Origin of the sequence: Nocardioides lianchengensis (assembly GCF_900101465.1) — a bacterium.
Classification (GTDB): domain Bacteria; phylum Actinomycetota; class Actinomycetes; order Propionibacteriales; family Nocardioidaceae; genus Nocardioides; species Nocardioides lianchengensis.
In genome coordinates, this window is the sequence record NZ_FMZM01000006.1 from 239,238 (window position 1) to 265,079 (window position 25,842).

General features: G+C 73.0%; 22 protein-coding genes. 11 read left to right on the forward strand and 11 right to left on the reverse strand.

Going from position 1 to position 25,842, the window contains the following annotated elements:
• Positions 1 to 21 precede the first annotated feature (21 nt).
• Positions 22 to 1,506: a PAS domain-containing sensor histidine kinase gene (locus BLT76_RS12840; RefSeq protein WP_170867042.1), complete on the forward strand. Its 1,485-nt coding sequence runs from the start codon at positions 22 to 24 to the stop codon at positions 1,504 to 1,506.
• A gap of 177 nt (positions 1,507 to 1,683) precedes the next feature.
• Here BLT76_RS12840 and BLT76_RS12845 read toward each other — a convergent pair whose 3' ends face one another.
• Positions 1,684 to 3,273: a catalase gene (locus tag BLT76_RS12845; protein WP_090856324.1), complete on the reverse strand. Its 1,590-nt coding sequence runs from the start codon at positions 3,271 to 3,273 to the stop codon at positions 1,684 to 1,686.
• Between the two features lie 144 nt (positions 3,274 to 3,417).
• Here BLT76_RS12845 and BLT76_RS12850 point away from each other — a divergent pair, with 144 nt between their 5' ends.
• Positions 3,418 to 4,536, forward strand: coding sequence for a PP2C family protein-serine/threonine phosphatase (locus tag BLT76_RS12850; RefSeq protein WP_090856327.1), 1,119 nt, complete (start codon positions 3,418 to 3,420; stop codon positions 4,534 to 4,536).
• Between the two features lie 24 nt (positions 4,537 to 4,560).
• Here BLT76_RS12850 and BLT76_RS12855 read toward each other — a convergent pair whose 3' ends face one another.
• The 3 genes from BLT76_RS12855 to BLT76_RS25715 form a co-directional block, all read right to left on the reverse strand.
• Entirely contained in the window at positions 4,561 to 5,241 is a 681-nt protein-coding gene (locus BLT76_RS12855; RefSeq protein WP_244509388.1) for an alpha/beta hydrolase, read from the reverse strand.
• 10 nt (positions 5,242 to 5,251) lie between these two features.
• Positions 5,252 to 7,321: a sensor histidine kinase gene (locus BLT76_RS12860; protein WP_090856333.1), complete on the reverse strand. Its 2,070-nt coding sequence runs from the start codon at positions 7,319 to 7,321 to the stop codon at positions 5,252 to 5,254.
• Positions 7,322 to 7,526: 205 nt separating this feature from the next.
• Complete coding sequence (locus tag BLT76_RS25715) at positions 7,527 to 8,138, reverse strand: hypothetical protein (RefSeq protein ID WP_170867043.1); 612 nt, start codon at positions 8,136 to 8,138, stop codon at positions 7,527 to 7,529.
• A gap of 427 nt (positions 8,139 to 8,565) precedes the next feature.
• Between BLT76_RS25715 and BLT76_RS12875 the strand changes: the two genes are divergently transcribed.
• Both BLT76_RS12875 and BLT76_RS12880 read left to right on the forward strand, forming a co-directional pair.
• Positions 8,566 to 9,717: an LLM class flavin-dependent oxidoreductase gene (locus BLT76_RS12875; protein ID WP_090856342.1), complete on the forward strand. Its 1,152-nt coding sequence runs from the start codon at positions 8,566 to 8,568 to the stop codon at positions 9,715 to 9,717.
• Entirely contained in the window at positions 9,714 to 10,331 is a 618-nt protein-coding gene (locus tag BLT76_RS12880) for an FMN reductase (RefSeq protein ID WP_090856345.1), read from the forward strand. Before BLT76_RS12875 ends, BLT76_RS12880 begins: the two co-directional genes overlap by 4 nt.
• 68 nt (positions 10,332 to 10,399) lie before the next feature.
• Here BLT76_RS12880 and BLT76_RS12885 read toward each other — a convergent pair whose 3' ends face one another.
• Complete coding sequence (locus BLT76_RS12885; protein WP_090856348.1) at positions 10,400 to 10,930, reverse strand: YbhB/YbcL family Raf kinase inhibitor-like protein; 531 nt, start codon at positions 10,928 to 10,930, stop codon at positions 10,400 to 10,402.
• 95 nt (positions 10,931 to 11,025) lie between these two features.
• Here BLT76_RS12885 and cobA point away from each other — a divergent pair, with 95 nt between their 5' ends.
• The 3 genes from cobA to BLT76_RS12900 all read left to right on the forward strand — a co-directional run bounded on the left by cobA (position 11,026) and on the right by BLT76_RS12900 (position 17,349).
• Positions 11,026 to 12,336: a uroporphyrinogen-III C-methyltransferase gene (cobA, locus tag BLT76_RS12890; protein ID WP_090856351.1), complete on the forward strand. Its 1,311-nt coding sequence runs from the start codon at positions 11,026 to 11,028 to the stop codon at positions 12,334 to 12,336.
• On the forward strand, positions 12,336 to 13,139 hold the full coding sequence (locus BLT76_RS12895; RefSeq protein ID WP_090856354.1) for a TrmH family RNA methyltransferase: 804 nt from the start codon (positions 12,336 to 12,338) through the stop codon (positions 13,137 to 13,139). The genes cobA and BLT76_RS12895 overlap by 1 nt, the downstream gene beginning before the upstream one ends.
• Before the next feature lie 79 nt (positions 13,140 to 13,218).
• On the forward strand, positions 13,219 to 17,349 hold the full coding sequence (locus BLT76_RS12900; protein ID WP_139175514.1) for an Ig-like domain repeat protein: 4,131 nt from the start codon (positions 13,219 to 13,221) through the stop codon (positions 17,347 to 17,349).
• A 7-nt stretch (positions 17,350 to 17,356) separates the two neighbouring features.
• Here BLT76_RS12900 and BLT76_RS12905 read toward each other — a convergent pair whose 3' ends face one another.
• Together BLT76_RS12905 and def are read right to left on the reverse strand one after the other, a co-directional pair.
• Positions 17,357 to 17,878 (reverse strand): GNAT family N-acetyltransferase, encoded by a 522-nt coding sequence (locus BLT76_RS12905; RefSeq protein ID WP_090856360.1) that lies wholly within the window; start codon positions 17,876 to 17,878, stop codon positions 17,357 to 17,359.
• Positions 17,866 to 18,387 (reverse strand): peptide deformylase, encoded by a 522-nt coding sequence (gene def / locus BLT76_RS12910; protein ID WP_090856651.1) that lies wholly within the window; start codon positions 18,385 to 18,387, stop codon positions 17,866 to 17,868. Before def ends, BLT76_RS12905 begins: the two co-directional genes overlap by 13 nt.
• A 166-nt stretch (positions 18,388 to 18,553) precedes the next feature.
• Here def and BLT76_RS12915 point away from each other — a divergent pair, with 166 nt between their 5' ends.
• Positions 18,554 to 19,918, forward strand: a complete 1,365-nt coding sequence (locus BLT76_RS12915) for an acyl-CoA dehydrogenase family protein (protein WP_090856363.1) — start codon at positions 18,554 to 18,556, stop codon at positions 19,916 to 19,918.
• Positions 19,918 to 21,135: an acyl-CoA dehydrogenase family protein gene (locus BLT76_RS12920; RefSeq protein ID WP_090856365.1), complete on the forward strand. Its 1,218-nt coding sequence runs from the start codon at positions 19,918 to 19,920 to the stop codon at positions 21,133 to 21,135. Before BLT76_RS12915 ends, BLT76_RS12920 begins: the two co-directional genes overlap by 1 nt.
• 77 nt (positions 21,136 to 21,212) lie before the next feature.
• On the opposite strand, the gene BLT76_RS12925 is transcribed toward BLT76_RS12920, so the two are convergent.
• The 3 genes from BLT76_RS12925 to BLT76_RS12935 all read right to left on the reverse strand — a co-directional run bounded on the left by BLT76_RS12925 (position 21,213) and on the right by BLT76_RS12935 (position 22,877).
• Positions 21,213 to 21,593: a hypothetical protein gene (locus tag BLT76_RS12925; protein WP_090856368.1), complete on the reverse strand. Its 381-nt coding sequence runs from the start codon at positions 21,591 to 21,593 to the stop codon at positions 21,213 to 21,215.
• Positions 21,594 to 21,671: 78 nt separating this feature from the next.
• Entirely contained in the window at positions 21,672 to 22,511 is an 840-nt protein-coding gene (locus tag BLT76_RS26165) for a hypothetical protein (protein WP_179714423.1), read from the reverse strand.
• 78 nt (positions 22,512 to 22,589) lie between these two features.
• Positions 22,590 to 22,877 (reverse strand): YiaA/YiaB family inner membrane protein, encoded by a 288-nt coding sequence (locus BLT76_RS12935; protein ID WP_090856371.1) that lies wholly within the window; start codon positions 22,875 to 22,877, stop codon positions 22,590 to 22,592.
• A gap of 95 nt (positions 22,878 to 22,972) precedes the next feature.
• Here BLT76_RS12935 and BLT76_RS12940 point away from each other — a divergent pair, with 95 nt between their 5' ends.
• A complete protein-coding gene (locus BLT76_RS12940; protein WP_090856374.1) occupies positions 22,973 to 24,292 on the forward strand; it encodes a DUF2252 domain-containing protein in 1,320 nt (439 codons plus the stop codon).
• Here BLT76_RS12940 and galK read toward each other — a convergent pair.
• Positions 24,289 to 25,434, reverse strand: coding sequence for a galactokinase (gene galK, locus BLT76_RS12945; protein ID WP_090856377.1), 1,146 nt, complete (start codon positions 25,432 to 25,434; stop codon positions 24,289 to 24,291). The two genes, BLT76_RS12940 and galK, sit on opposite strands and share 4 nt — an antisense overlap.
• Positions 25,435 to 25,461: 27 nt before the next feature.
• On the opposite strand from galK, the gene BLT76_RS12950 reads away from it, so the two are divergent.
• Complete coding sequence (locus BLT76_RS12950) at positions 25,462 to 25,842, forward strand: ankyrin repeat domain-containing protein (RefSeq protein WP_090856380.1); 381 nt, start codon at positions 25,462 to 25,464, stop codon at positions 25,840 to 25,842.

Consider the following 25,842-nt stretch of genomic DNA (forward strand, 5'->3'; position numbering starts at 1 on the left):
GAGCGAGCGAGGGGGTGCGGGGTGGACGGACCTGACAACTCCGCTCTGTGGCGGCTGACGCTCGAGTACTCCCCGGTCGGGATGGCCCTGGTCGACCTCGACGGCAGCCTGCTCCTGGTCAACCGGGCGCTGTCCGAGATGCTCGGGTACGACGTCGAGTCGCTCACCCAGCGCGACTTCCAGCAGCTGACCCACCCCGAGGACCTGGGCGCCGACCTCGAGCTGTTCGGACTCGCCCTCGAGGGCGAGATCGACGACTACCGGGTGCGCAAGCGCTACCTGCACGCCGACGGCCACGTCGTGTGGGGAGACCTGTCCGTCGCCGTCGTCCGCGACCCCGACGGCGAGCCGCTCTACTTCATCTCGCAGATCCTCGACGTGAGCGAGCAGCAGGAGTTCGAGCAGCGGCTGCAGGCCGCCAACGCGGCCCTGGAGAAGGAGCGCAACGCGCTCGAGGCGATCTTCGAGACGGTCACCGTGGGCCTGCTGCTGATCGACGCCGAGGGCCGCTACGAGCGGATGAACCGGCGGCACGAGGAGACCATGCGGCTGCCGTTCCCCGACGGCCACGACGGAGCGGCCGGCCAGCTCGGTCACGTCTATCACCTCGACGGGCAGACGCTGATGACCCGCGACGAGATGCCGTCGTACCGCGCGGCCCAAGGGGAGGAGTTCGACGGCTACACCTACTGGGTGGGCTCGGACCCGCTGACCCGGGCGGCGTTCTCGACCTCGGCCCGGCAGGTGCGGGGGCCGAGTGGCGAGCGGCTGGGGGCGGCCCTGGCCTACCAGGAGATCACCGAGCTGATGCGGGCGATTCAGGTCCAGGACGAGTTCGTGTCGTCGGTGTCCCACGAGCTCCGCACCCCGCTGACCTCGGTCCTCGGCCACCTCGAGATGCTGGCCGACGAGGAGCACCCACCGGGCGTGGAGGCGCAGCTGCGGGTCGTGCAGCGCAACGCCAGCCGGCTGGCAGCGCTGGTCACCGACCTCCTGCTGGTGGCCCAGGTCGGCGAGCACGGTCTGCGCCTGCAGGCCCGGTCCGTCGACCTGAGCGCGGTCGTGCGCGAGTGCGTCCTGGCGGCCCGGCCGGACGCCGACAAGGCCCAGGTCGATCTCGCGGTCCTGCTGCCCGACCGACTGGTCACGGTCGTCGACGAGCAGCGGATCCGCCAGGTGCTCGACAACCTGGTCTCGAACGCCGTGAAGTACAGCCCCGAGGGCGGCTCGGCCACGATCACTCTGCGCGACCTCGGCGAGACCGTCGAGCTGTCCGTCACCGACACCGGCATCGGCATCGCGCCCGACGACGTCGAGCGGGTCTTCACCCGGTTCTTCCGCGGCGGCCACGCCCTCGACCAGCACATCCCGGGCACCGGTCTCGGGCTGAACATCGTCAGCTCGATCGTGGCCGCCCACGGCGGGACGGTGTCGCTGGACAGCGAGGTCGGTGTCGGCAGCACCTTCCGGGTGACCTTGCCGCACCGCCCCGCTGCCGGTGATTGAGGAGGGACGAAGTCCCGTCTCGAGACCCGTCTTGCCGAGCGACGGCCCGGGTTGACGCCGTGGCGGGGCTCGGTGGGTTTCGAGACGGTCGCTGCGTGACCTCCTCAACCGCCGGGGGGCGGTGGTTGAGGAGGGACGAAGTCCCGTCTCGAAACCCCGGACGACGGCAAGCCGGCCTCAGCCGGCGTGCGTGTCGGACTCCCGGAAGGCGCCCTCGGCGTCCTCCTTCGCGACGTCGTCCTGACCCCCCGGCCCACCGAGGTCGGCGTCGGCGCGGACCAGCTCCTCGATCCGCTTCGCGCAGTCCGCGTCGACGCGGCGCCAGTAGTCGAAGGCCCGCTCGAGGACCTCGCCCTCGACCCCGCCGAGCAGGTGGCCGGCGACGGTCTTCACGAACAGCTCGCGCTGCTCGTCGCCCCACACCTCGCGGACCAGGGCGCCGGCCTGGGAGAAGTCGTCGTCGTCCGCACGCAGGGTGTAGGCCTGCCGGACCATGGCGCCGTCGGTCTCCCAGCCGTCCTCGACCTCACCCACCTGGTCGGCGTAGCCGCGGCCGAAGGAGTTGGGGGCGTAGACCGGGTCGTCGGCCCGGTGCTCGTAGGCCATCGGGCCGTCCTGCGTGTAGGTGTTCACCGCACTGCGGGGGCGGTTGACCGGGAGCTGAAGGTAGTTCGGCCCGATCCGGTAGCGGTGGGTGTCGGAGTAGGCGAAGGCCCGGCCGAGGAGCATCTTGTCGGGCGAGAACCCGATCCCCGGGACCAGGGCCGACGGCTCGAAGGCGGCCTGCTCGATCTGGGCGAAGAAGTTCTCGGGGTTGCGGTTCAGGGTCATCGTGCCGACCTTGACCAGCGGGTAGTCGGCGTGCGGCCAGACCTTGGTCAGGTCGAACGGGTTGATCCGGTAGGTCCGGGCGTCGGCGTACGGCATCAGCTGGACCGAGAGCGTCCACGAGGGGAACTCCTCGCGGGCGATCGCCTCGTAGAGGTCACGGCGGTGGAAGTCGGCGTCCTCACCCGCGATCTTGGTGGCCTGCTCGTCGGTCAGGGACTCGACGCCCTGGTCGCTGTGGAAGTGGTACTTGACCCAGTGCTTCTCGCCGGCGGCGTTGATCCACAGGTAGGTGTGGGAGCCGTAGCCGTTCATGTGCCGGTAGGTCCGCGGGATGCCGCGGTCGCCCATCAGGTAGGTGACCTGGTGGGCCGACTCCGGGTTGAGGCTCCAGAAGTCCCACTGCATGTTGTTGTCGCGCAGCCCCGACCCGCCGCGACGCTTCTGGGAGCGAATGAAGTGGGGGAACTTCATCGTGTCGCGGACGAAGAAGACCGGGGTGTTGTTGCCGACCAGGTCGTAGTTGCCCTCGTCGGTGTAGAACTTCAGCGCGAAGCCGCGCGGGTCGCGCCAGGTGTCGGGGGAGCCCTGCTCGCCGGCGACGGTCGAGAACCGCGCCAGCATCTCGGTCGAGGCACCGGGCTGGAACAGCGCGGCCTTCGTGTACGCCGACACGTCCTCGGTCGTCTCGAAGACCCCGAAGGCCCCCGAGCCCTTGGCGTGCACGTTGCGCTCCGGGACCCGCTCGCGGTTGAAGTGGGCCATCTGGTTGACGAAGTGGACGTCGTGGAGGAGCAGCGGGCCGTCCGGGCCGAGGGTCAGCGAGTTCCGGTCGCTGGGCGCCGGCGCCCCGTTGTCGGTCGTGGAGCCGAGGGCAGCCTCGGACGTCGGCGCGGTCGCGACGGCGGAGCCGTCGGTGGGCTGGGGTACGTCGGTCATGGTCGCCTCCTGGTCGCGGTTCTGCGGGGTCTCCGACCGTTACCCGGCGTACCGAACGGCACACGGGGACTGGAGTCGCTCCAGTGAACGGCGGAGCACGCCGTCGATCCGTGACGTCGGTGGCCAACGGAATAGTCTGCTCGCGTGCGAGGCCAGCGGGGGACGTTCACGGACCGGGTCTCGAGGTACGCCCAGGAGCGGGTCCTCGGCTGGCGCTCGGGCTCCCAGCAGAGCCAGCTCCTGGTGCTCGCCGCGCTGCTGGTCGGCGTGGCGGTCTCGTTCGTCGTCTCGGTGACCGACTACGAGATCATGCCGCTCACCACGTACTTCGTCTGGCTCCTGCTCGGGATGGTGCTGCTGCGCTTCCGGCCACTGGTGGTGCTGACGCTCACGGCGAGCGCGGCGGCGGTCGCCGCTCTGCTGGTCAGCGAGATGTCGCTCAACGGTGCCCGGGTCTCGGCCCTCGTCTCGCTGGCCGTCTCGGTGGCGATCATCCTGTTCCAGTCGAGTCGGCAGCGCTCCGGTCTCCCGGCCGCGCTCGGAGAGGCGATGCTCGCCGACCTCCGCGACCTCCAGCAGGCCCAGGCGACGGTGCCCGAGCTGCCCGCCGGCTGGCTCTCGCAGTCGGCGATGCGCACGGCTCACGGCGTCGGGTACGCCGGCGACTTCCTGGTCGCCGAGCTCTCTCCTGACGGTCGTCGCCTCGAGATGGTGCTGGTCGACGTGATCGGCAGCGGGGTGAAGGCGAGCCCGCGGGCGCTGCAGTTCGCCGGTGCCCTGGGCGGCCTGATCGGTGCGCTGCCGCCGCGCGAGCTGCTCGCCGCCGCCAACGACTTCCTGCTGCGCCAGAACTCCGACGAGACCTTCGCCACCGCGGTGCACGTCCTCGTGGACCTGCCGACGGGCGAGTACGGCATCTTCAGCGCCGGTCACCCGCCCGCGTTGCGTTGGGACGCCGGAGACCGCGAGTGGTCGGTCGACAACGCTCGCGGCACCGCTCTCGGCATCGCACCCGACCCGGAGCTGCACCTCAGCGCCGGGCTGCTCGGCCCGGGCGACGCGCTCCTCTTCTACACCGACGGCGTGGTGGAGTCGCGGCACGCCGACCTCGACACCGGGATCGACTGGCTGCGCGGGGTCGCGCGCAAGGCGATGGCGGGCGGTCTCGACGGGGCGGCCCGGCGCATCGTCCGCCAGGTCGACCGCGGCGACGACGACCGGGCCGTGCTGGTCCTCGGCCGGACCCTCGCTACCGACGCCTGAGCGATCGGCAGGCCTCGACGGGGATCAGGCCGCTGCTAGACCGACGAGCAGCGCGGCGAGCGCGGCCGGTCGGCTGAGGGGTGCGCAGTGGCCGGCGGGTAGCTCGTCGGGGTCGGTGATCCCCAGGCGGTCGGCGGCGACCCGGCGCTGGAGGTTGGGCGCCAGGAACCGGTCGTGGGCGGTGACGACGTATCGGGTCCGCTCGGGCGGCCACGGAGGGCCGGGCCACGGCTCGGTGCCGAGACGCTCGCTCGTCGGGCGCTCGCGGGCCATCGCCTCGGCGGCGAGGGCGGGGTCGACGTCGTGGTAGTAGGTGGCCGCCGGTCCGTCGTCCGTGACCGCCGTCCACCCGACGTGGTCGAACCAGTCCGCGGCACTCTCGCCCGGCTGCGGCACCAGGCCGGCCAGGTGGACGACCAGGCGGGCGTCGAGGCGCCCGGCCGCCAGGGGAGCAGCGAACCCGCCCGCCGAGTGACCGACGACCACGACGTCCTCCGCACCGCCCGCGGCGTGGGCAGCCGCGGTCGCCACGTCGGCCCAGGTCGCGTCCGCCCGGTCGGTCGGGAGATCCGGCGCGACCGCGTCGTGCCCGAGATCCTGGAGCTCCCGCTGAACCAGGTGCCAGGCCCAGCCGCTGTCGCCGGAGCCGTGGAGCAGCACGAAGGTGGTCATGGCGTGCTGACCCGGCCCGGGGGTCGGAGTCATCGGTGGTCGGTCAGGCCGAGACCCGCAGGCGTCGTACCTCGGCGGTGACCTCGGCGGTGATCGCGGCCGGGACGTCGGCCGGGGCCGCCGGCAGCGTGATCCGGAACGTCGACCCAGCGCCGCCCGGGCCGTCGAGGACGGCGATCGTCCCGCCGTGGCGGGCGACGATGGTGCGGCAGATGCTCAGACCGAGGCCGGTGCCGGAGAACTCGGCGCGTTGAGCGTGAGCACGGTGGAACTTGTCGAAGATCGCCTCGCGCTGGTCGGCCGGCACCCCGATGCCGTTGTCGGAGATGTCGACCACGACATGGCCGTCCTCGGCGTGTCCGGCGACCACGATGCGCGGGACCACGCCCGGCTCGACGTACTTGACGGCGTTGCCGACGAGGTTGTGCAGGAGCTGGCGGACCATGGCGGGATCGGCGAGCACCGCCGGCACGTGGGCGGCGACGACCTCGTCGGCGATGCCGTGCAGCGCGGCGGCGTCGCGGACCAGCGGGAGCAGGTCGAGCACCTCGGGCTCGATCTGCTGGCCCTCGCTGCGGGCGTCGGCGAGCAGGTCGTCGATGAGCGCGCCCATCCGGACCGAGGCCTCGAGCGCCCGGCCCAGGGCCAGCTGGAGCTCCGGCGGGTCGACCGGGTCGTCGCCGGCGAGGTCGCGACCGATGTCGAGCCAGCCGCGGAGCGCGGTCAGTGGATTGCGCAAGTCGTGGGCGACGACGCTTGCGAAGTCGGCGAGCTGGTCGCGGCGCTCGCGCTCCTCGCTCACGTCGCGGAGCAGGAGGACCGCGCCGGGGCCCTCGCCGTACGGCGCGATGTTGGCCAGCCCGGTCGCCGTGGCCGACAGGAACCGGGCGGTGTGGTCGGCGTTGACGACGACGAGGTCGTGGGCTCCGACGGACTCGTCCGCACCGGCGCTCAGCAGCGGGTGGTGGCGGGCGTCGAGGCGGTGCCCGTCGAGGTCGAGCAGGTCCAGGTCCTGGACGCGGCTCACCGGACCCGTCCGGGAGCGGGACATCAGGGCGCGGGCGGCGTCGTTCGCCGTCGCGATGCTGCCGTCGGCGGAGACCACCACGAGCCCCTCGGCCGTCGATTCGGCGACCGCTCGCCACAGCTCGGCGCGGGCCGTCGAGACGTTCTCGGTCCACCGCAGCCGGGCCAGCGCGACCTCGCGCTCCTGCCGGATGGTGGCCAGCGAGAGCGCGACCACGACGACGGCGGCGACGAAGAGCTGGGTCAGCGCGGCCTCGACCTCGAGGTTGCCGACCGCCGTGAACGGGCCGGAGTCGTGCAGGGTGAGGGTGACCGCCACGGTGCCACAGCCGATGGAGTGGGCGACGGCGACGACAGGGGAGAACCGCAGGCCCACCCAGGCGCTCAGGCCGAGCAGCGGGAAGGCGATCGGCATGCCGTGCTGGAGGAACGCGCTCAGGTAGCCGGCCAGCGACAGCACGACCAGCATCGCGAGCTCGGGCACCCGACTCCAGGTCCGCACGCTCGCTGCGGGCGTCAGCTCCGGGCCGAATCGCAGCCGGTGCGCGACCAGGTGGACCAGGCAGGTGACCGCCAGGATGCCGGTGAGGTTGCGACCCCACCACAGCAGCGAGCTCTGCCAGCCGGCCAGGTCGGTGAACAGCGCCAGCCCGAGCGAGCCTGCGCTCGTCCCCACCAGGGAGCCGGCGAGTGCCGCGGTCAGCAAGGCGCTCAGACCGACCGTCGTCGAGAACGTCGTGCGACCGCCGACGCCCCACAGCTCCGGCGTACGACGGCGCAGGACGTGGGCCGCCACGGCCGCCTGCCCGACGTTGGCGACGACGGCGATCAGCGCCAGCTCGAGCGTCGCCCCGGTGAGCCGGTTCACCGCGAGGGTCGCCAGCGCGAGGAGGGCGACGTCCAGCACCCACTCCTGCTGCTTCCGGGGGCGCAGGAACCACAGCACCGCGATCCCCGCCGCCGGCCAGACCAGGCTCAGCGCCTGCCCGTCGATGATCGTCGCCCGTCCCGCGAACGCCATCGCGACGTACGCCGCGAGGAACCCGCAACGGGTCGCCCACGCGGGCAGGCGGGCGTGCGCTGGCATCCGTGGTCCTCTCCGGCGCGCTCGGACGCCTGCCTCACCTTCGGCCTCGCGGCGCTGGACCTGAGCGGCGGTCTAGCGACGTCGTCGCCCACCGCTGGTCGAGGCCGCGCCACCGGTGGGGTCGCCGGTGGTCGAGCCGGTCGCGCAGCGACGACGAGACCCGGTGCCTCCCGGCGCGAGGGTCGCCGTCCGACCGGGGCCCAGGTCAGAGCCCGCCCGAGGACGTGAAGCCCCAGTCGGCACCCATCGGGAACCCGCCGTACGTCGCCAGGTGCACCTGCTCCAGCACCAGCAGCGTCGGTAGCTCCCGGCGACGCCGCGCGCGGGCCAGCAGCGCCTGGAGCGCCGCGAGCCGAGTCGGATCCGTGGGCGGGCCCGCCGTGAGCAGGTCCACCGCAGCGGCATCCGCCGCCGGGTCGACGCCGGTGACGAGGCCTGCGTGCCCGGTCGACCGGGTGGCCAGGACGTGCCGTGCTGCGCGGACCTCGTCACCGAACCACCGCCGCGGCGAGGACGGCGTCACCTCGGTGAGACGGAGCTGGCGCCGGGGCGTCGCCTTCTGCGCCCGCCTCCGCACGGCGTACGCCGCCTCCGCGACGGCCCGGAGTCGCCGCTCGTCGTCGACCGCGGCCAGCGCCTCGAGGATCGGGAAGCCGGGGTCGCGTCGGGCGCGGCCGAGACGCCGCTCGAGGTAGGTCCAAGTAGCGGGATAGTCCATGGCCTGGGAGTGCTGGAGACAGGACCCGAGGGCGGACAGTCGGTGGGAGCGCGGCAGCGACTCGTCCCGCACCCGCGCGCCGTGGATCCGGTAGCCCATGCTGGAAGGGTAGGGCGCCGGGAGTGCTCAGCGCCCGGCGTACAGGTCCCGGATAACGTCCTCGATGTCGGGTTCCTGGATCGACAGGTCGGCCACGTCGTACGACGACGCGACGGCCGCGACGATCGGCGCGGCGCTCGCGTCGGACGGGAAGGAGAGCCACTGGCGTGGGCCTCGACCCGTCGGCGTAGCTATAGATCACGCCGAAGACCGAGTTCGTGAAGATGCCGGCCATGGTCGCGGCGTGGTAGGTGCTGTAGCGGCGGAACGCCCGGGAGGCGATCGCGGCGTACAGGGTCACTGGCCCGAGGCTAGTGCTGGAGGACCTCGGGGGCGACGGAATACTGACGTGCCGACCACGGTTCACTCGATAGTTCGAGATTCAACCACTAGGGTTGGCATCCGGACCCCAGCAGCGGAGGCAGTCATGCAGATCGGCATCTTCAGCGTCGGCGACGTGACGCCCGACCCCACCACGGGCCGGACGCCCAGCGAGCACGAGCGGATCAAGGCCACGGTCGAGATCGCCAAGCACGCCGAAGAGGTGGGTCTGGACGTCTTCGCCACGGGCGAGCACCACAACCCGCCGTTCATCTCGTCGAATCCGACGGCGACCCTGGCCTACATCGGCGCCAAGACCGAGCGGATCATCCTCTCGACGGCGACCACCCTGATCACCACCACCGACCCGGTGCTGATCGCGGAGGACTACGCCAAGATCCAGCACCTCACCGACGGTCGCGTCGACCTGATGATGGGCCGCGGCAACACCGGCCCGGTCTACCCGTGGTTCGGCAAGGACATCCGTCAGGGCCTGAACCTGGCGATCGAGAACTACGCCCTGCTGCGACGCCTCTGGAGCGAGGACGTCGTCAACTGGGAGGGCAAGTTCCGTACGCCGCTCCAGGGCTACACGAGCACCCCGCGCCCGCTCGACGGCGTCGCGCCGTTCGTGTGGCACGGGTCGATCCGCAGCCCCGAGATCGCCGAGCAGGCGGCCTACTACGGCGACGGGTTCTTCCACAACCACATCTTCTGGCCGGCCGGCCACACCAAGCAGATGGTCGACCTCTACCGGCGCCGGTTCGAGCACTACGGCCACGGGACGGCGGAGCAGGCGATCGTCGGCCTCGGCGGGCAGTTCTTCATGCGCAAGGACAGCCAGGCCGCGGTCAGGGAGTTCCGGCCCTACTTCGACAACGCCCCGGTCTACGGTCACGGCCCGTCGCTGGAGGACTTCACCGAGGCCACCCCGCTGACCGTCGGCTCGCCGCAGCAGGTGCTGGAGCGAACCCTCTCCTTCCGCGAGTACGTCGGCGACTACCAGCGCCAGCTGTTCCTCGTCGACCACGCGGGCCTGCCGCTGAAGACCGTGCTGGAGCAGCTCGACCTGCTCGGCGAGATCCTGCCCGAGATGCGCAAGGGCTTCGCCGAGGGCCGCAGCCCGAACGCCCCCGAGGCGCCCACCCACGCGTCGCTGGTCGCCAAGGCCGGCGGCCCGCACGACACGACCGTGCACGCGGTCGACGACGTCACCGGACACCGGGCCGAGGAGCTTGCCGAAGAGGTGTCCGCATGACGACGCGGATCGTGGTCGTCTCGGCCGGCCTCAGCAACCCGTCCTCGACGCGGCTGCTGGCCGACCGGCTGGCCGCCGCGACGACCGAGGCGCTCGAGGAGGTCGAGCTCACCCAGGTCGAGCTGCGCGACCTGGCCCACGAGCTCACCGACCACCTGCTGACCGGCTTCCCGGCCCCGGCCCTCGCGGCCGCCATCGCGGCGGTCCGCGAGGCCGACGGGCTGGTCGTGGTCACGCCAGTGTTCTCGGCGTCGTACTCCGGGCTGTTCAAGACGTTCTTCGACGTCCTGGAGGCCGGCACGCTCGACGGCAAGCCGGTGCTGGTCGCCGCGACGGCCGGCACGGCGCGGCATTCGTTGGTGCTCGACCACGCCCTGCGGCCGCTGTTCGCCTACCTGCGGGCGATCGTGGTGCCGACGGGCGTCTTCGCGGCCACCGACGACTTCGGCGACACCGGTCTGCAGCAGCGGATCGAGCAGGCCGCGGGCGAGCTCGCCGCGCTGGCCGGCAAGGTGCAGAGCACCGGCGCGGCCCGGGCCCGCCGTACGGTCGAGGACGAGTTCTCGGAGCCGACCCCGTTCGAGCAGCTCCTGAGGAACGCCTCCGGCCGCTGACCTGTGGAGAGACTCGCCGGGTCGGCGCACATGTGCGCCGACTCGGCGGAGTCATCCACAGGCGGGGATCAGTGGGCGTAGGTGCCGTGGAGGATGGCGCGGCCGGCCGTCTTGAAGGCCAGGTTGAAGGAGACGACCGCGGGGCTCGCGGACGCGTCGACGCCGAGGGTCTCCTCGGTGACGGCGTGCACGACGAAGAAGTAGCGGTGCACCTGGTCGCCGGGCGGGGGAGCGGCGCCCATGAACGCCTGCGTCCCGCCGTCGTTGCGGACCGTGAAGGCGCCGCCCGGCAACGGGGCGCCCTCGGCGCCGGCACCCGCCGGGAGCGACGTGACGTCGGCCGGCAGGTCGACCAGGACCCAGTGCCAGAAGCCGCTCGGGGTCGGTGCGTCCGGGTCGAAGCAGGTGACGGTGAAGCTCTTGGTGCCCTCCGGCGCACCGGACCAGGACAGCTGCGGCGAGGTGTCGCCGGCGGCGTTGATCTGGTCGTCCTTCAGCGGCTGACCGTCGGTGACGTCGTCACTGGTCACCGTGAACGACGGTACGGCGGGCAGCAGGTCGTAGGGGTTCGGGGTGACGGGGCGGTCCAGGGAGGTCATCGGTCTCCTATCGCAGTCGAGGGTCTCGTCCGAACGTAGTCCGGCCACCGAACCCGTGCCCAGGGTCCGGGAGGGCCACACGGGATGATGGGCCGGTGGACGACTTCCCGACGTACCCCTCCGGGCTCCGACTCGCCGACCGACGCGTCGTCGTGGTCGGAGGCGGGCACGTGGCCCAGCGGCGGGTGCCGCAGCTGATCGCCGTCGGTGCCGACGTGCACCTCGTCTCGCCGGAGGTGACGCCAGCCATCGAGGGGCTGGTGGGCTCGGGCGAGGTGACCTGGCACGAGCGGGGCTTCGAGGACGCCGACCTCGACGAGACCTGGTACTGCATCGCCGCCACGGACGACACCGCCGTCAACGAGCAGGTGAGCGCGGCGGCCGAGGCGCGCCGGGTGTTCTGCGTGCGCGCCGACGACGGGACCAAGGCCACCGCCTGGACGCCGGCCACCGGCCGCCACGACGGGGTCACTGTCGCCGTCCTGTGCAACCGCGAGCCCCAGCGCTCGGCCCGGATCCGCGACGAGATCCTCGAGGAGATGCGTGAGGGCACCATCGCCGCGCCCAAGCAGCGCGAGCGTACGGCGGGCGTCGTCCTGGTCGGCGGCGGCCCGGGCGACCCGGAGCTGATCAGCATCGCCGGACGCAAGGCGCTGATGGACGCCGACGTCGTGGTGGCCGACCGGCTCGCGCCGCGCGAGCTGCTCGGCGACCTCGGTCCGGACGTCGAGCTGGTCGACGTCGCCAAGCTCCCGCGCGGGCGCAGCGCCATGCAGGAGGAGATCAACCGGGTGATCGTCGAGCGCGCCCTCGCCGGCAAGCGGGTGGTCCGGTTCAAGGGCGGCGACAACTTCGTCTTCGGCCGCGGCTACGAGGAGATCCTGGCCTGCCGCGAGGCGGGCGTGCCGGTGACCGTAATCCCGGGACTCACCAGCCCGGTCGCCGTCCCCGCCGCCGCCGGGATCCCGGTGACCCACCGCGGGGTCGCCCACGAGTTCACCGTCATCTCGGGGCACATCCCGCCCGGGCACGCCGACTCGCTGACCAACTGGCCGGCCGTCGCCCAGCTGGGCGGGACCCTGGTGCTGATGATGGCGGTCGAGAACGCCCCCCGGATCGCCGAGGCGCTGCTCGCCGGCGGCCGGTCCGCCGACACCCCGGTGGGCGTGGTCTGCGACGGCACCATGCCGGGGGAGCGGACGGTCCTCGCGACGCTGGAGACCCTCGAGGCCCGGCTCGCCGAGGAGCAGGTGAAGCCGCCCGCGATCATCGTGGTCGGCGACGTGGTGGCGGTGGCCCACCCCGCGGCTTTCCGTGGTCGAGTAGCCGGTGAGGGACGAACCGGCGCGCCTTCTTCCGGTGGTCGAGTAGCCGGTGAGGGACGAACCGGCGTATCGAGACCCTGATGGCGACCGTCGTCGAGATCTCCGACCCCGCCGACCCGCGGCTGGCCGACTACCGCGACCTGCGCGACGTCGAGTTGCGCAAGCACCTCGAGGCCGAGCACGGGCTCTTCCTCGCCGAGGGCGAGAAGGTCGTACGACGGGCCGTCGAGGGCGGATTCACCCCACGGTCGTTCCTGATGGCCCCCCGCTGGCTCGACGGCCTGGCCGACGTCCTCGCCACCACCGACGCCCCCTGCTACGTGCTGTCCGAGGCACTGGCCGAGGAGGTCACCGGCTTCCACGTGCACCGGGGCGCACTCGCGTCGCTGGAGCGCCGTGCGCTGCCGAGCGTGGCCGAGGTGCTCGCCGATGCCCGGTCGGTCCTGGTCCTCGAGGAGCTCATCGACCACACCAACGTCGGCGCCGTCTTCCGCAGCGGCGCGGCCCTCGGCTTCGACGCCGTGCTGCTGGCCCCGCGCTGCGCCGACCCGTTCTACCGCCGCGCGATCAAGGTCGCCATGGGCGCCGTGTTCACCATGCCCTGGACCCGCCTCCCCGACTGGTACGACGCCCTGCCGGACCTCTCCGCCGCCGGCTTCACGACCGTCGCGCTCACCCTCGCCGAGGACGCCGTCCCGATCGACGAAGCGGTCGCCGGGCTCGACAAGGTCGCCCTCGTCCTGGGCTCGGAGGGCCACGGGCTCTCGCCGCGCTGGGAGCGGTCCGCGGACCGGCGGGCGATCATCCCGATGCGCCAGGGCATCGACTCGCTCAACGTGGCCGCCGCGAGTGCCGTGGCCTGCTACGTCACGGCCCGCCGCTGACGCGTTCGACGCTTTCCCTGCGGCTCCGGGTCCGGGTGGCCGATGCTCTGCGTGGGTGCCGGCTACGAGGGGGACACGGATGAGGCGCGCAGGAACGGCTCTGGTGGCCGCGGTGCTCGGGCTGTCGGCCCTCGCGCCGCTCGCGGCCGCGGACGCGGCTCCCTCGACGAGGGTCGAGCGGACAGCGGACCCGACCCTGACCCTGGACGCCGACCTGGTCGAGCTGCCCCGCCCGGTCAAGGGCCGTACGGCGCTGCGCCTCCTCGACGACCAGGTGGACGAGGCCGCCGAGCTGAACGGCGTCTCGACCGCGCAGCTGCGCGACGTCCTGCGCACCGACGACACGGCCTGGCTGACCACCGGGGGACTGCTGCACTTCAAGGAGCCGGTGGTCGCCGAGCGGGCGGCACGGCCCACCCCGGCGCAGGCGGCGTCGTACCCGCTGGCGCAGACCTTCGCGCTGCACAGCAAGCCCGGCTCGCAGCACACGATCTTCATCGACGTGGACGGGGCGACGGTCAGCGGGACCGAGTGGCACGCGCAGTACCCCGCGACCCCGACGACCCATCCGGCCTGGGATCCGGCCGGTGACGGTCCGGCCTTCTCCGACCCCGAGCTCGCGATCGTGCAGGAGCTCTGGGCCCGGGTCGCCGAGGACTTCGCGCCGTTCGACGTCGACGTCACCACCCAGGACCCCGGCGCCGCCGCCATCCTGCGGTCCTCGGCGGCGGACCCGGTCTACGGCGCGCACGCGCTCGTTTCGCCCAGCAACGCGTTCGTCACGATCTGCGACTCGAAGTGCGGCGGTGTCGCCTTCCTCGACGTCTTCGACACGGCCTACGGGCCGGGCGGGAACGGCTACGGCTACCTCCAGCCGGCCTGGGTCTTCCCGCAGGGGACCGGCAACGACCCGAAGAGCGTCGCCGAGGCCCTCGCCCACGAGGTCGGCCACCAGCTCGGCCTCGCCCACGACGGCAACGCCACGGAGGGCTACGACGCCGGGCACGGGTCCTGGGCGCCGATCATGGGCCTCGGCTACTACCGGCCGATCAGCCAGTGGAGCAAGGGCGACTACGCCTCCGCCAACAACCAGGAGGACGACGTCGCGGTCATCGGCGGGATCCTCGGCCTGCGGACCGACGAGGCCCCGTCGACCACCTCCGGCGCTCCGACCGTCCCGGGCGGCACGTCGTACGTCTCTAGCCGGACCGACGTCGACACCTACCGCCTCGGGACCTGCACGGGCTCGGCGACGGTCACGGCCGCGCCACTCCTCGCCGGGGGAGCCGACCTGGACATCGGGCTGACCTTGGTGGACGGCTCCGGGACCGTGGTGGCCTCGGCCGACCCGCCCTCGGCGACGGTGGACGCCCGAACGGCCTCGGGCCTGGACGCGACGATCACCGCCAGTGTGCCGCCCGGCGAGTACTTCGTGTCGGTCGACGGGGTGGGGCGCGGCACCTGGACCGACGGGTACGACGATTACGGGTCGCTGGGGGCCTACACCGTGGACCTGGTCGGCGGGTGCGACGGTGGCGTCGCCGCCGGTGCACCCGGGGCGCCCGGTGGTCCGACCGCGACGGCGGAGACGACCACCACGGTGACGCTCGGCTGGACCGCTCCCGCGGACCCCGGCAGCTCCGCGATCACCGGTTACCGGCTGACCCGGTCCGGGAGCGACCAGGTCGTCGACCTCGGACCCGGTACGACGTCGTACACCTGGAGCGGACTGAGCAGCGGAACGTCGTACCTCTTCACGGTGTTGGCGGTGAACGCCAGCGGACCCGGGGTGGGCGCCGCGATCTCGGCGAGCACCCGCTCGGCGCGTCCCTCGGTTCCGCAGGCGGTGACGGCGCGATGGAGCCGCGCCACCGAAGGGGTGCAGTGGCGGTGGACCGCGCCGGCGTCCGACGGCGGGCTGCCCCTGACCGCCTACGACCTGTACGTCGACCGCACCGAGGTGGGATCGGTGCCCGCGGCCACGACCGGCGTGAACCTCACCGGCCTCGAGCCGGGCAGCTACACCCTGGGCGTGGCCGCCCGGAACTCCGAGGGCTCGGGCCCGGCCGCCGAGACGACCGTCGTGGTCCCCGGCCCCCCGGCCAACGACGCCTTCGCCGCGCGGACCGTCCTGGCCGCGCCCTCGGGCTCGGTGACCGGCGACAACACAGCGGCCACCGCGGAGGCCGGGGAGCCGTCCCCGCCGGCCGCCTTCGCGGGAGCCGGGGCGGCCTCGGTCTGGTTCTCGTGGACCGCCGCAGCGACGGGACCGGTGACCCTGAGCACCTCGTCCGCGATCGCCGACCGCGACACCACCCTGGCGGTCTACGCCGGCAGTACGCTGCCGGGGCTGGACCTGGTCGCGGGCAACGACGACGTCGGCGCGGCCGACCACCTGTCCCGGGTCTCCTTCGGTGCCACGTCGGGCACGACCTACGCGATCGCGGTCGACGGCTATCCCGGGATCCCCGCCGGCACGGGTCCGTTCACCCTCGCCTGGTCCGGTCCGACCCCGCCGGCCGAGACGACCACCGTGGTCAGCTCCACGGTGACGGGCCGCACGGTCACCCTGACCGCCCAGGTCACCGCGGCGCCCGACCCGCCCGCCGGCGCGGTCGTCTTCCGCGCGGGGTCGGCCGACCTCGGCAGTGTGCCGGTCAGCGTGGGGTCGGCGTCGTACGTCGTGACGGGCGTGGGTGCTGGACCGCGGACCTTCACCGCGGCCTTCGTCCCGTCCGACGCCGCGGCGTACGTCGGCTCCACCGGCTCGACCACGGTCGAGCTGCCGGCGGTGCCCACGACGACCGCGCTGAGCGTCGAGCGCAGCGCACGGGCGGTGACGCTCGTGGCGACGACCACCTCGGAGCTCGGGGTCCCCACGGGCCGCGCCCGGTTCTGGGACGGCGGGGTGATGCTCGGCGAGCGTCCCGTCAGCGGCGGCGCGGCGACCCTCGTGGTCCAGGGTGTCACCACCGGTGCGCACACGTACGAGGTCGAGTTCCACCCCGCCGACCCGCAGGACTACGCGTCCTCGGTCTCCGCGACGTACCCGCTGTCGGTCAGCGCGAGCCCGACGACCACGACCCTCACGGCCGTCGACGTCGAGGGCTCCCAGGTGACCTGGTCGGCCGCGGTGACCAGCGCGGACGGCGTCCCGGCGGGCACCGTGGACCTGTACGCCGGTCCCACCTCCGGTCCGCCGGTGAGCTCGGTCGGGCTGCACGACGGAGCGACCCTGGCCGGCTTCACGCTGCCACCGGGCAGCTACGACCTGATCGCCGTCTACCGACCGCTCGACGACACCTGGGCGCCCTCGGAGTCGGCCCCGACGACCCGGACCGTCGACCAGCCCCCGGTGGAACCGGTCGCGACGACGACGGCACTCGGGGTGTCGGTCGCCGGCCGGACGGTGACCCTGACCGGCACCGTCGGAAGCGGGTCCGGCACCCCGGCGGGGTCGGTGCAGTTCCTCGACGGCGCGACCGTGCTCCAGGTCGTCCCCCTGGTCGGTGGCGCGGCGTCGACGTCGCGGGTCGTCGGGGCGGGCGACCACGCGTTCCGGGCGGAGTACCTCCCGGCCGACCCGGCCGTCCACGCGGGCTCGTCCTCGGCGGTCCAGACCCGCAGGGTGCTGCCGACGTCGACGAGCAGCGCGCTGGCGCCCTCGGTCCGCGCCACGACGGTCACCCTCACGTCGAGCGTGTCCGCCGTCGGTGGGGAGGAGCCGGCCGGCGTGGTCCGGTTCGAGGAGGCGGGCGGACACGTGGGCACGGCCTCCGTCGTGTCTGGCCGCGCGGTGCTCGTGCTGAGCGGTGCCGCGCCCGGGTCCCACACCTACCGAGCCACCTTCGTCCCTTCCGGCCCGGACCAGGCCGGCTCGACGTCCGCGGCCCGCACGGTCACGGTCGTGGCCCCGCCGGTCGCGTCGCGCACGACGCTCACCGCACCGAGGACCGCCAGGGCCGGGGCCCGGCCGACGGTCACGGTCCGGGTCCTCCGCGGCACGGCGCCCGCCACCGGATCGGTGGTCCTGCGCTACGGCGCGAAGCGGGCGACCCTGCCGCTGCGCGGCGGCAGGGCGACGTTCAGGCTCCCGAAGGCCAAGGCGGGGACCCTCCGGCTGACCGCGACGTACGGCGGCTCCACGACCACCACGGCCTCGAGCGCGACGACCTCGATCACGGTGAAGAAGGCCAAGCGGACGAGGTGAGCGGCGCTCAGACCTCGAGCTCGTAGATCGTCTCGAGCCCGTCCTCCTCGTCCCACTGCTCGCCGACCTCGACGAACGGGTACTGCCGGGCCAGGGCGAGCGACGGCTCGTTCTCGGGCGAGATCGTGAGCCGCAGGACGGTCACGGCCGGCTCGGTGCGGGCCCGGTCGATCAGCAGCTCCAGGACGGCCCGGGCGTAGCCGCGCCGCCGGTACGCCGGGTCGACGCCGTACCCGGCCTCGACCATCCCGCGCTCGTCGGGGGCGGCGTGGAAGCCGCCCGCGCCGACCGTGAGCCCGGCCTGCTCGTCCCGGACGACGCCGGTCACCCACGGCAGGTCCTCGGGCGACTCCACCGCCTGACGCGCCCGCATCCGCCAGGTCGCGACGCGATCCTCCGACGCCAGCCAGGCGGTCAGGGGCACCGGAGCGAGGGCGTCGGCGGTGGCCAGGTCGCCGTCGGCGAGGGCCTGGAGGACGTCGGGGGAGAGCTGGACGATCCGGACCGACGGCACGCTCACGTGGGCCATTCGGGAGGGAACTCCTCGGCGGCCTTGTCGTGGATCTTCTGGAGCTTCTTGCGCTGCTTGGTCGGGACCCGGTCGCCGAAGACCGTGCCGACGGTGTGGTCGGTCTCGTGCTGGAGGCAGCGCGCCAGCAGGCCGTCGCCGGCGAACGTCACCGGCGCGCCGTCGAGGCCGGTGCCGGTGACGCTGGCGTGGTCGGGCCGGGCGCAGTCGACGAACGCGCCGGGGAACGACAGGCAGCCCTCCTCGGCGACGTCGAGCTGCCGGTCCTTGCCCTCGGGCAGCGTGAGCTCGGGGTTGCAGACCACCCCGACCGTGCGCTCACCCGACGCATCGGGGCAGTCGAAGACGAACACCGCGCGGTCGACCCCGATCTGGCAGGCCGCCAGCCCGACGCCGTCCGCGGCGTACATCGTCGCGACCATGTCGGCCACCAGCGAGCGCAGCTCGTCGTCGTACGACGTGACGAGCTCCTGGGGCCGGTGCATCACCGGCGTGCCCCAGCGGGTCATCGGGCGCACGGTGCCCCCGGTGGGGAGGGGGCCGTACGGCGCGTTCTCGGGGGGCTCGGGGTGCTCGGACACGGCGAGAACCCTAGAGGACCGACCGCTCGCCCTGTGACCCGATCCACGGGGAGTGCCTGTAGCCCGATGTGTAACTCGGAGTTACAGTTTCGGCATGTCCCTCCTTCAGAGCCTCCGACCCGGCGGGAAGCACGGGGTGTCCTCCCAGGAGACCCGCGACCCCATCGGGTACGCCGTCGCCGCGCTGAGTCGCCTCGCCCAGAGCGACCTCCTCGACCGGATCGGCCTGCGCAAGCAGGCCGAGCAGGCGGTGTTCACCACCACGCGCAGCGGGTTCAAGACCGTCTCGGCGGCCGGCCGTACCTTCGCTCGGGCCGGAAGGTCGGGGGCCCTGGGCGTCCGACCCACCGACGCTCCCCGCACCGGGGTCTTCGACCTGACCCCCACCGAGGACGAGCAGATGCTCGTCGACGTCGTCACCGAGCTCGCCGACGAGGTGGTCCGGCCCGCGGCCGCCGAGGCGGACGAGGCCTGCGCCGCCCCCGAGGCCGTCCTGAAGGCGGGCCTGGAGATCGGGCTCCCGATCCTCGGCGTTCCCGAGGCCCTCGGCGGCATCGCCGAGGAGCGGTCCGCGGTGGCCGGGACGCTGGTCGCGGAGGCGCTGGCGAAGGGCGATCTCGGCCTGGCCGTCGCGTCGCTCGCCCCGGGCGCCGTCGCGACCGCGCTCGGGCTCTGGGGGACGGAGGAGCAGCAGCAGACCTACCTGCCGGCGTTCACCGAGGGCGAGGTCCCAGCCGCCGCGCTGGCGCTCTCCGAGCCGACCGTCCTGTACGACGTCCTCAGCCCGGCGACCACCGCCGTCCGGTCGTCCGAGGGCCTGGTGCTGAACGGCGTGAAGTCGGCCGTCGCCCGGGGTGCCGAGGCCGAGCTCTTCGTGGTCGGCGCCTCGCTCGACGGTCGCCCCGTGCTGGTCCTGGTGGAGTCGAGCACCCCGGGTCTGGAGGTCGTGGCCGACCCCGGCATGGGCGTCCGGGCCGCCGGCATGACCCGGCTGGTGCTCACTGACGTGACCGTCCCGGCGACCCACCTGCTGGGCGCGGACGACGGGTCGACGTACACCGAGTGCGTGCGGCTCTCCCGGCTCGCCTGGTGCGCGCTCGCCGTCGGCACCGGGCAGGCCGTGCTCGACTACGTGACGCCCTACGTCAAGGAGCGCCAGGCGTTCGGTGAGCCCGTCGCCCACCGCCAGTCGGTCGCGTTCATGGTCGCCAACATCGCGATCGAGCTGCAGGCCATGCGCCTGCTCACATACAAGGCGGCCGCCCGCGCCGCCGCCGGCAAGGACGTCGCGCGCGAGGTCGCCCTGGCCCGCAGGCTGTGCGCCGACAAGGGCATGCAGATCGGCCTCGACGGCGTCCAGCTGCTGGGCGGCCACGGTTTCGTCAAGGAGCACCCGGTGGAGCGGTGGTACCGCGACCTCCGGGCCGTCGGAGTCATGGAAGGTGTGGTGTTGGTCTGATGGCGATCAATCTGGACGACCCGAAGAAGTTCCGGCAGCTGACCGGGCAGGCCCACCAGGTCGCGATGAACATGCTGCGGCCGATCTCGCGCAAGTACGACCAGGCCGAGCACGAGTATCCGCAGGAGCTCGACATGCTCGCCGCGATGATCGACGGGCTCTCCGAGTCCGGGGCGAGCGAGGGCGCGGGCGCGGCCGGCGTACGACGTGACGCCGACGCGTCGGCCGACACCGGCGTCAAGAACGGCACCAACCTGGCCTCGGTGATGTCCATCGCCGAGATGTGCTGGGGCGACGTCGGGCTGCTGCTGTCGATGCCCCGCCAGGGCCTGGGCAACTCGGCCATCGCCTCGGTGGCGAACGACGAGCAGCAGGAGCGGTTCGCCGGTGTGTGGGCCGGGATGGCCATCACCGAGCCCGGGACCGGCTCGGACTCGGCCAACATCTCGACGACCGCCGTCCTCGACGGCGACGAGTACGTCCTCAACGGCGAGAAGATCTACGTCACCTCGGGCGACCGGGCCGACCACATCGTCGTGTGGGCGACCCTCGACCGGTCACTCGGCCGGGCGGCGATCAAGTCGTTCGTGGTCCCGAAGGGCACGCCCGGGATGCGGGTCGACCGACTCGAGCACAAGCTCGGCATCAAGGCGTCCGACACCGCGACCATCATCTTCGAGGACTGCCGGGTGCCGAAGGAGAACCTCCTCGGCTCGGCCGAGGTCGACCCGAAGCAGGGCTTCGCGGGGGCGATGGCGACCTTCGACAACACCCGGCCGCTGGTGGCCTCGATGGCGGTCGGCTGCGCGAAGGCGGCGCTCGACCTGACCCGCGACCTGCTGGAGCAGGCGGGGGTGGTCGTCGACTACGACCGCCCGGCGATCACCCAGTCCGCGGCCGCCGCCAAGTTCCTCCAGATGGAGGCCGACTGGGAGGGCGCCCGGCTGCTGATGCTGCAGGCGGCCTGGATGGCCGACAACCGACAGCCCAACTCGCTGGAGGCCTCGATGGCCAAGGCCAAGGCCGGACGGGTCGGCTCCGACATCACGCTGTCCTGCGTCGAGCTGTGCGGCTCGGTCGGCTACACGGAGGGCGAGCTCCTCGAGAAGTGGGCCCGCGACTCCAAGATCCTCGACATCTTCGAGGGGACCCAGCAGATCCAGCAGCTCATCGTGGCCCGGCGGGTCCTGGGCCTGTCGAGCGCCGAGCTGAAGTAGACCGTCGGCCGACGCACTCGTGCCCCTGATCGAGCGCCTGGGCGCCCGGTCAGGGGCACGAGTGTCGAGAGGTCCGATCAGTCCTGACTGCGGCGCGGAGGCAGCTTCGCGCCGGGGGCGGAGGGACGAGCGGTCTTCTTCTCAGCCGGTTTCGGAGCGGGCGGGAGGGGCGCGATGTTGCGTGCCACCGTGGCCGGGTTCGGCCCGGTCCGGGTGGGCTCGGTCGTGACCCGTCCGGGCTCCGCACCCGGCTCCGCACCGGGCTCCGCACCGGGTGCCGGCATTGTCGCCGGCAGGTCGGTGCGGAGGGGCTGCGGCTCCCGCTGCAGCCGGGCCCGCACCTTGGTGGCCGTCGCGGACACCACCGGGGTGGCGACGCGGACCGTGGCCCGGGCCACATCGGACGCCACCTCGGTCGTGACGATCCTGAGGCGGTTGAGCCGGGCGGTGACGCTCATCGGACTCCCTCCGTCGGGGGTGGTTTCCCCGGATTCAAGCACGGAGGTGGAGGGGACACGCCCGGGTCGGCGTCGCCCTCAGCCCTTGTCGAGGTCGGACGCCTTCGCGGACGTGGCCGCCTCGGTGGCGACCGCCTTGGCGGTGCCGGCGTCGAGCAGCGGCTCGCTGGACGGGGGAGCGGGCGGGAGGTCCGGCTCCGAGCTGGCCCCGGCGGCGACCTGGGCCGCGGTCAGCGGAGCTGCCTTCTTGGCGGGGGCCTTCTTCGCGGGCGCCTTCTTGGCTGGGGCCTTCTTGGCGGGGGCCTTCTTGGCCGCCGTCTTCTTGGCGGGCGCGATGTCGGCAGGGGTCACGTCGACGCCCGCGGGATCGGCGGCGGCGTCGATGCTCGTGGCCGCCTTCTTGGGCGCCGACGCCTTCTTGGCGGGCGGCGTCGCCTTCGTGGCGACGGGAGCCGGCTTCTTGGCGGCGGGTGCGGCCTTCTTGGCGGGCGGCGTCGCCTTCGTGGCGGCGGGAGCCGGCTTCTTGGCGGCGGGGACGGCCTTCTTGGCGGCGGGGACGGCCTTCGTGGCGACAGGAGCCGCCTTCTTGGTCGCGGTCTTCTTCGCGGGTGCCTTGACCGCCTTCTTCACGGGCGTCACCGGGTCACCGTGCGGCTGGGCCTCGGGCGAGGGGACGGGCGCGGTCTCGACCCGCGTCGGTGCGGTGGACCGCGCGCCCCGACCGGTGACGGCGCCCACGCGCTCGACGGCGGCCTTCGTCGCCTGACCGGCCACCAGCTTGCCGAGCTCGACGGTGCCGCGGACCTGGCCGACCGCCTGACCGACCACCTTCTGGCCAGTGCCGATCGGGTCCTTCACGGTCTCGACGGCGGTCTCGACGGCGGCATCGACGAGCTTGCCGAGCGGGTTCTTGGGCACGGTGGTTCCTTCCGTTGACGGACGGTCCCCGGTCCGATACCCCGTCCCGACGACCGCCACGCCGGCCCCGGCTGAGGCCTACGACACGCTGCGGAACGGGTCGTGGTCGGCCAGCAGCTTGTCGACGCGGGCCTGGTCGAGACGGGAGACGACGTACTGGCTCTCCTGGGCGTCGCGGATGCACTTGGCCAGCGTGAACGACGACGTCGTCAGGAAGATCGTGGTCATGCCGAGGAAGGCCCGGGTCCACGAGTCGACGGGCAGGTAGAGGATCGCGAACAGCATCGCGCCGAGCGCGACGGCGAAGGAGATCCCGGCCTGGGCGAAGAAGGCGGTGGTGTTGGTGGACTGCTTCGGAGTGCTCATGCGACCAGCCTGTCGCTCGCGCGGACCGGGCGGCTCCGCCGACGTACCCGACCGCCCCTGAGTACGACGGCTCAGATCCGGGCACCGACCCGGCCATGACCGACCGTGCCGACGACCGCACCGACCTGATCGTGTCGACCCTCGACGACGCGTTCGCGCCGCTGATGGCAGCCGACCCCGTGGCGTTCCGCGGCAAGTACCGCACGATGGCCGCCGATCCGCACGCGTTCTACCGGGGCAGTGCCTGCCTGTTCTATGCGGACGTGACCGCCGAGCAGGACCCGTACGCCGACGAGCGCAGCGGCCGGATCTGGGTGCACGGCGACCTGCACGTCGAGAACTTCGGCACCTACCTCAACTCCGACGGCCGGCTGGTCTTCGACGTCAACGACTTCGACGAGGCCTACCTGGGCCGCTTCACCTGGGACCTGCAGCGCTTCGCCGCCTCGCTCGCGCTGGTCGGCTGGCAGAAGGCGCTGCCCGAGGACGACGTACGACGGCTGATCGGCCGCTACGTGCGCGCCTATCTCGCCCAGGTGGACGCGTACGTCGACACCGACGACGACGCGCACGGCTTCGAGCTGCACCTCGACAACACCGAGGGCCCGATCCACGACGCGCTGGTCGTCGCCCGCGAACGACGCCGCGCGGACCTCCTGGACACGGTGACGCTGCGCGTGGACGGGACCCGGCTCTTCCGCGAGGGCACCCACGAGCGCCGACTCCCGAAGCGCGAGCGGGCCTCGGTCGAGAAGGCCTACGCCCGCTACCTGGAGACGATCCCCGAGGACAAGCGATCCGACCGTGCGCTCTTCTACGACCTGCGCGACGCCGTCGGCAAGAGCGGCTTCGGCATCGGCTCGGCGGGGCTGCCGGCGTACAACCTGCTCATCGAGGGGGTCAGCCAGGCGCTCGACAACGACGTCGTGCTGTCGATGAAGCAGGCCAACGTGCCGGCGGTCAGCCGGTTCGTCGACTCCGCGGAGGTGGACCGCTACTTCGAGAACGAGGGCCACCGCACGGTGGTCAGCCAGCGGGCCCTGCAGGTGCACACCGACCCCCTGCTCGGCTGGACCGAGCTCGACGGGACCGGGTACGTCGTCAGCGAGGTCTCGCCGTACGAGGAGGACCTGGACTGGTCCGGCCTCACCGAGCCCGATGACATCGCCGGCGTGGTCGACCTGCTCGGCCGGGCCACCGCCAAGATCCACTGCGCCTCCGACGAGGACAGCGACCAGGACCTCGTCGACTTCCAGGTCGAGGAGGCGATCGCCGCCTCGCTCGACGGCCGGCGCCGCGAGTTCACGGGCTGGATCACCGACTTCGGCGTCGAGTACGCCGAGCGGGTCCGCGCCGACCACGCGCTCTTCGTCGACGCGTTCCGCTCCGGCCGGATCGCGGTCAGCTCGACCTAGACCGGCGTCGCGCCTGCCGACGGCACGGCCCGTAGGTGGGCGGGCGGCGTGAACCCCTCGAGCACGAACGTCGCGTCGATGGCCCGCATCGCGGCCTCGACCCGCTCGTCGGGGACGAGCGCGACGCTGGAGCCGCCGAAGCCGCCACCGGTCATCCGGGCCGCGACGGCGCCGGCCTCGACGGCGACGGCCACCGCGGCGTCGAGCTCGGGGGTGGAGATCTCGAAGTCGTCGCGCATCGAGGCGTGCGAGGCCAGGAACAGCGTCCCGACGGTGTCCCAGTCGGAGCGGCCCAGTGCGTCGACGACGGCGGTGACGCGCTCGATCTCGGTCACGACGTGCCGCGCCCGGCGCCGGATCCGTTCGTCCTCGAGCGTCTCGACCGCGGTGAGCGCCGCCTCCCGCAGCGTCGGGACACCGAGCAGCCGCGCGGCCTCCTCGCAGTCGGCTCGGCGCGAGCCGTAGCCGCCGTCCGTCAGCTCGTGGCTGACCCGGGTGTCGGTGACCAGCAGGGTGTGCCCGGAGAGCTCGAGCGGGACCTGCGTGGTCTCGTCGCTCGCGAAGTCGATGAGCAGCGCATGGTCGGGCTCGGCCAGCAGCGCGACGTACTGGTCCATGCCGCCGGTCGGCGCGCCCGCCACCTCGGTCTCCGCCCGGATGCAGGCCGCCGCCAGCAGTCGGCGCTCGACGTCGGGGGCCACCGCGACCGCGACCGCGCACTCGAGAGCGGCGGAGCTCGACAGCCCCGCCCCGAGCGGGACGGTGCCGTCGACGAGCAGGTCGCCGCCGGCCAGGTCGATCCCCGCCTCCCGGAGCGCCCACACCACCCCGGCGGCGTACGACGCCCAGCCGTCGACCGTGTCCGGGCCGATCTCGTCGACCCGTCCCTCCCAGACCGTCTCCTGCTGGCGGCTGGCCACCCGGAGGACGCCGTCGGTGCGCGGCGCCCAGGCCGCGTAGGTCGCATGGGGGAGGGCCACGGGCAGCACCAGGCCGGCGTTGTAGTCGGTGTGCTCGCCGATCAGGTTGACCCGACCGGGTGCGCGACCGACAGCCGTGGCCGGGGCGGCGTACCGCTCCTGGAACGCGGCGCGGACCGTGGCGGCGAGCTGACCGGGGTCACCCGGCTCGACGTAGGACATGCGGCCCAACCTGCCAGACTCGACGCCATGAGCACGTCACCGGGGGACGCACCGGGGGAGGACCTGGTCGAGCTGGCGCACCAGGTGCTCGACCTCGCGCGGCACGGCCACGCCGAGCGGCTGGCGGCGTACGTCGACGCGGGCGTCCCGGTCGACCTGACCGACGCGGCCGGCAACACGCTGCTGATGCTCGGCGCCTACCACGGGCACGCTGCCGTGGTGGCGGGTCTGGTCGAGCGCGGCGCGGACGTCGACCGCCTCAACGACCGCGGCCAGTCGCCGTTGGCCGGCGCGGTGTTCAAGGGCGAGGACGACGTGGTCGCGGTGCTGGTGGCCGCGGGCGCCGACCCGGACCACGGGACGCCCAGCGCCCGAGCCGCCGCGGAGATGTTCGGTCGGGCACTGTGA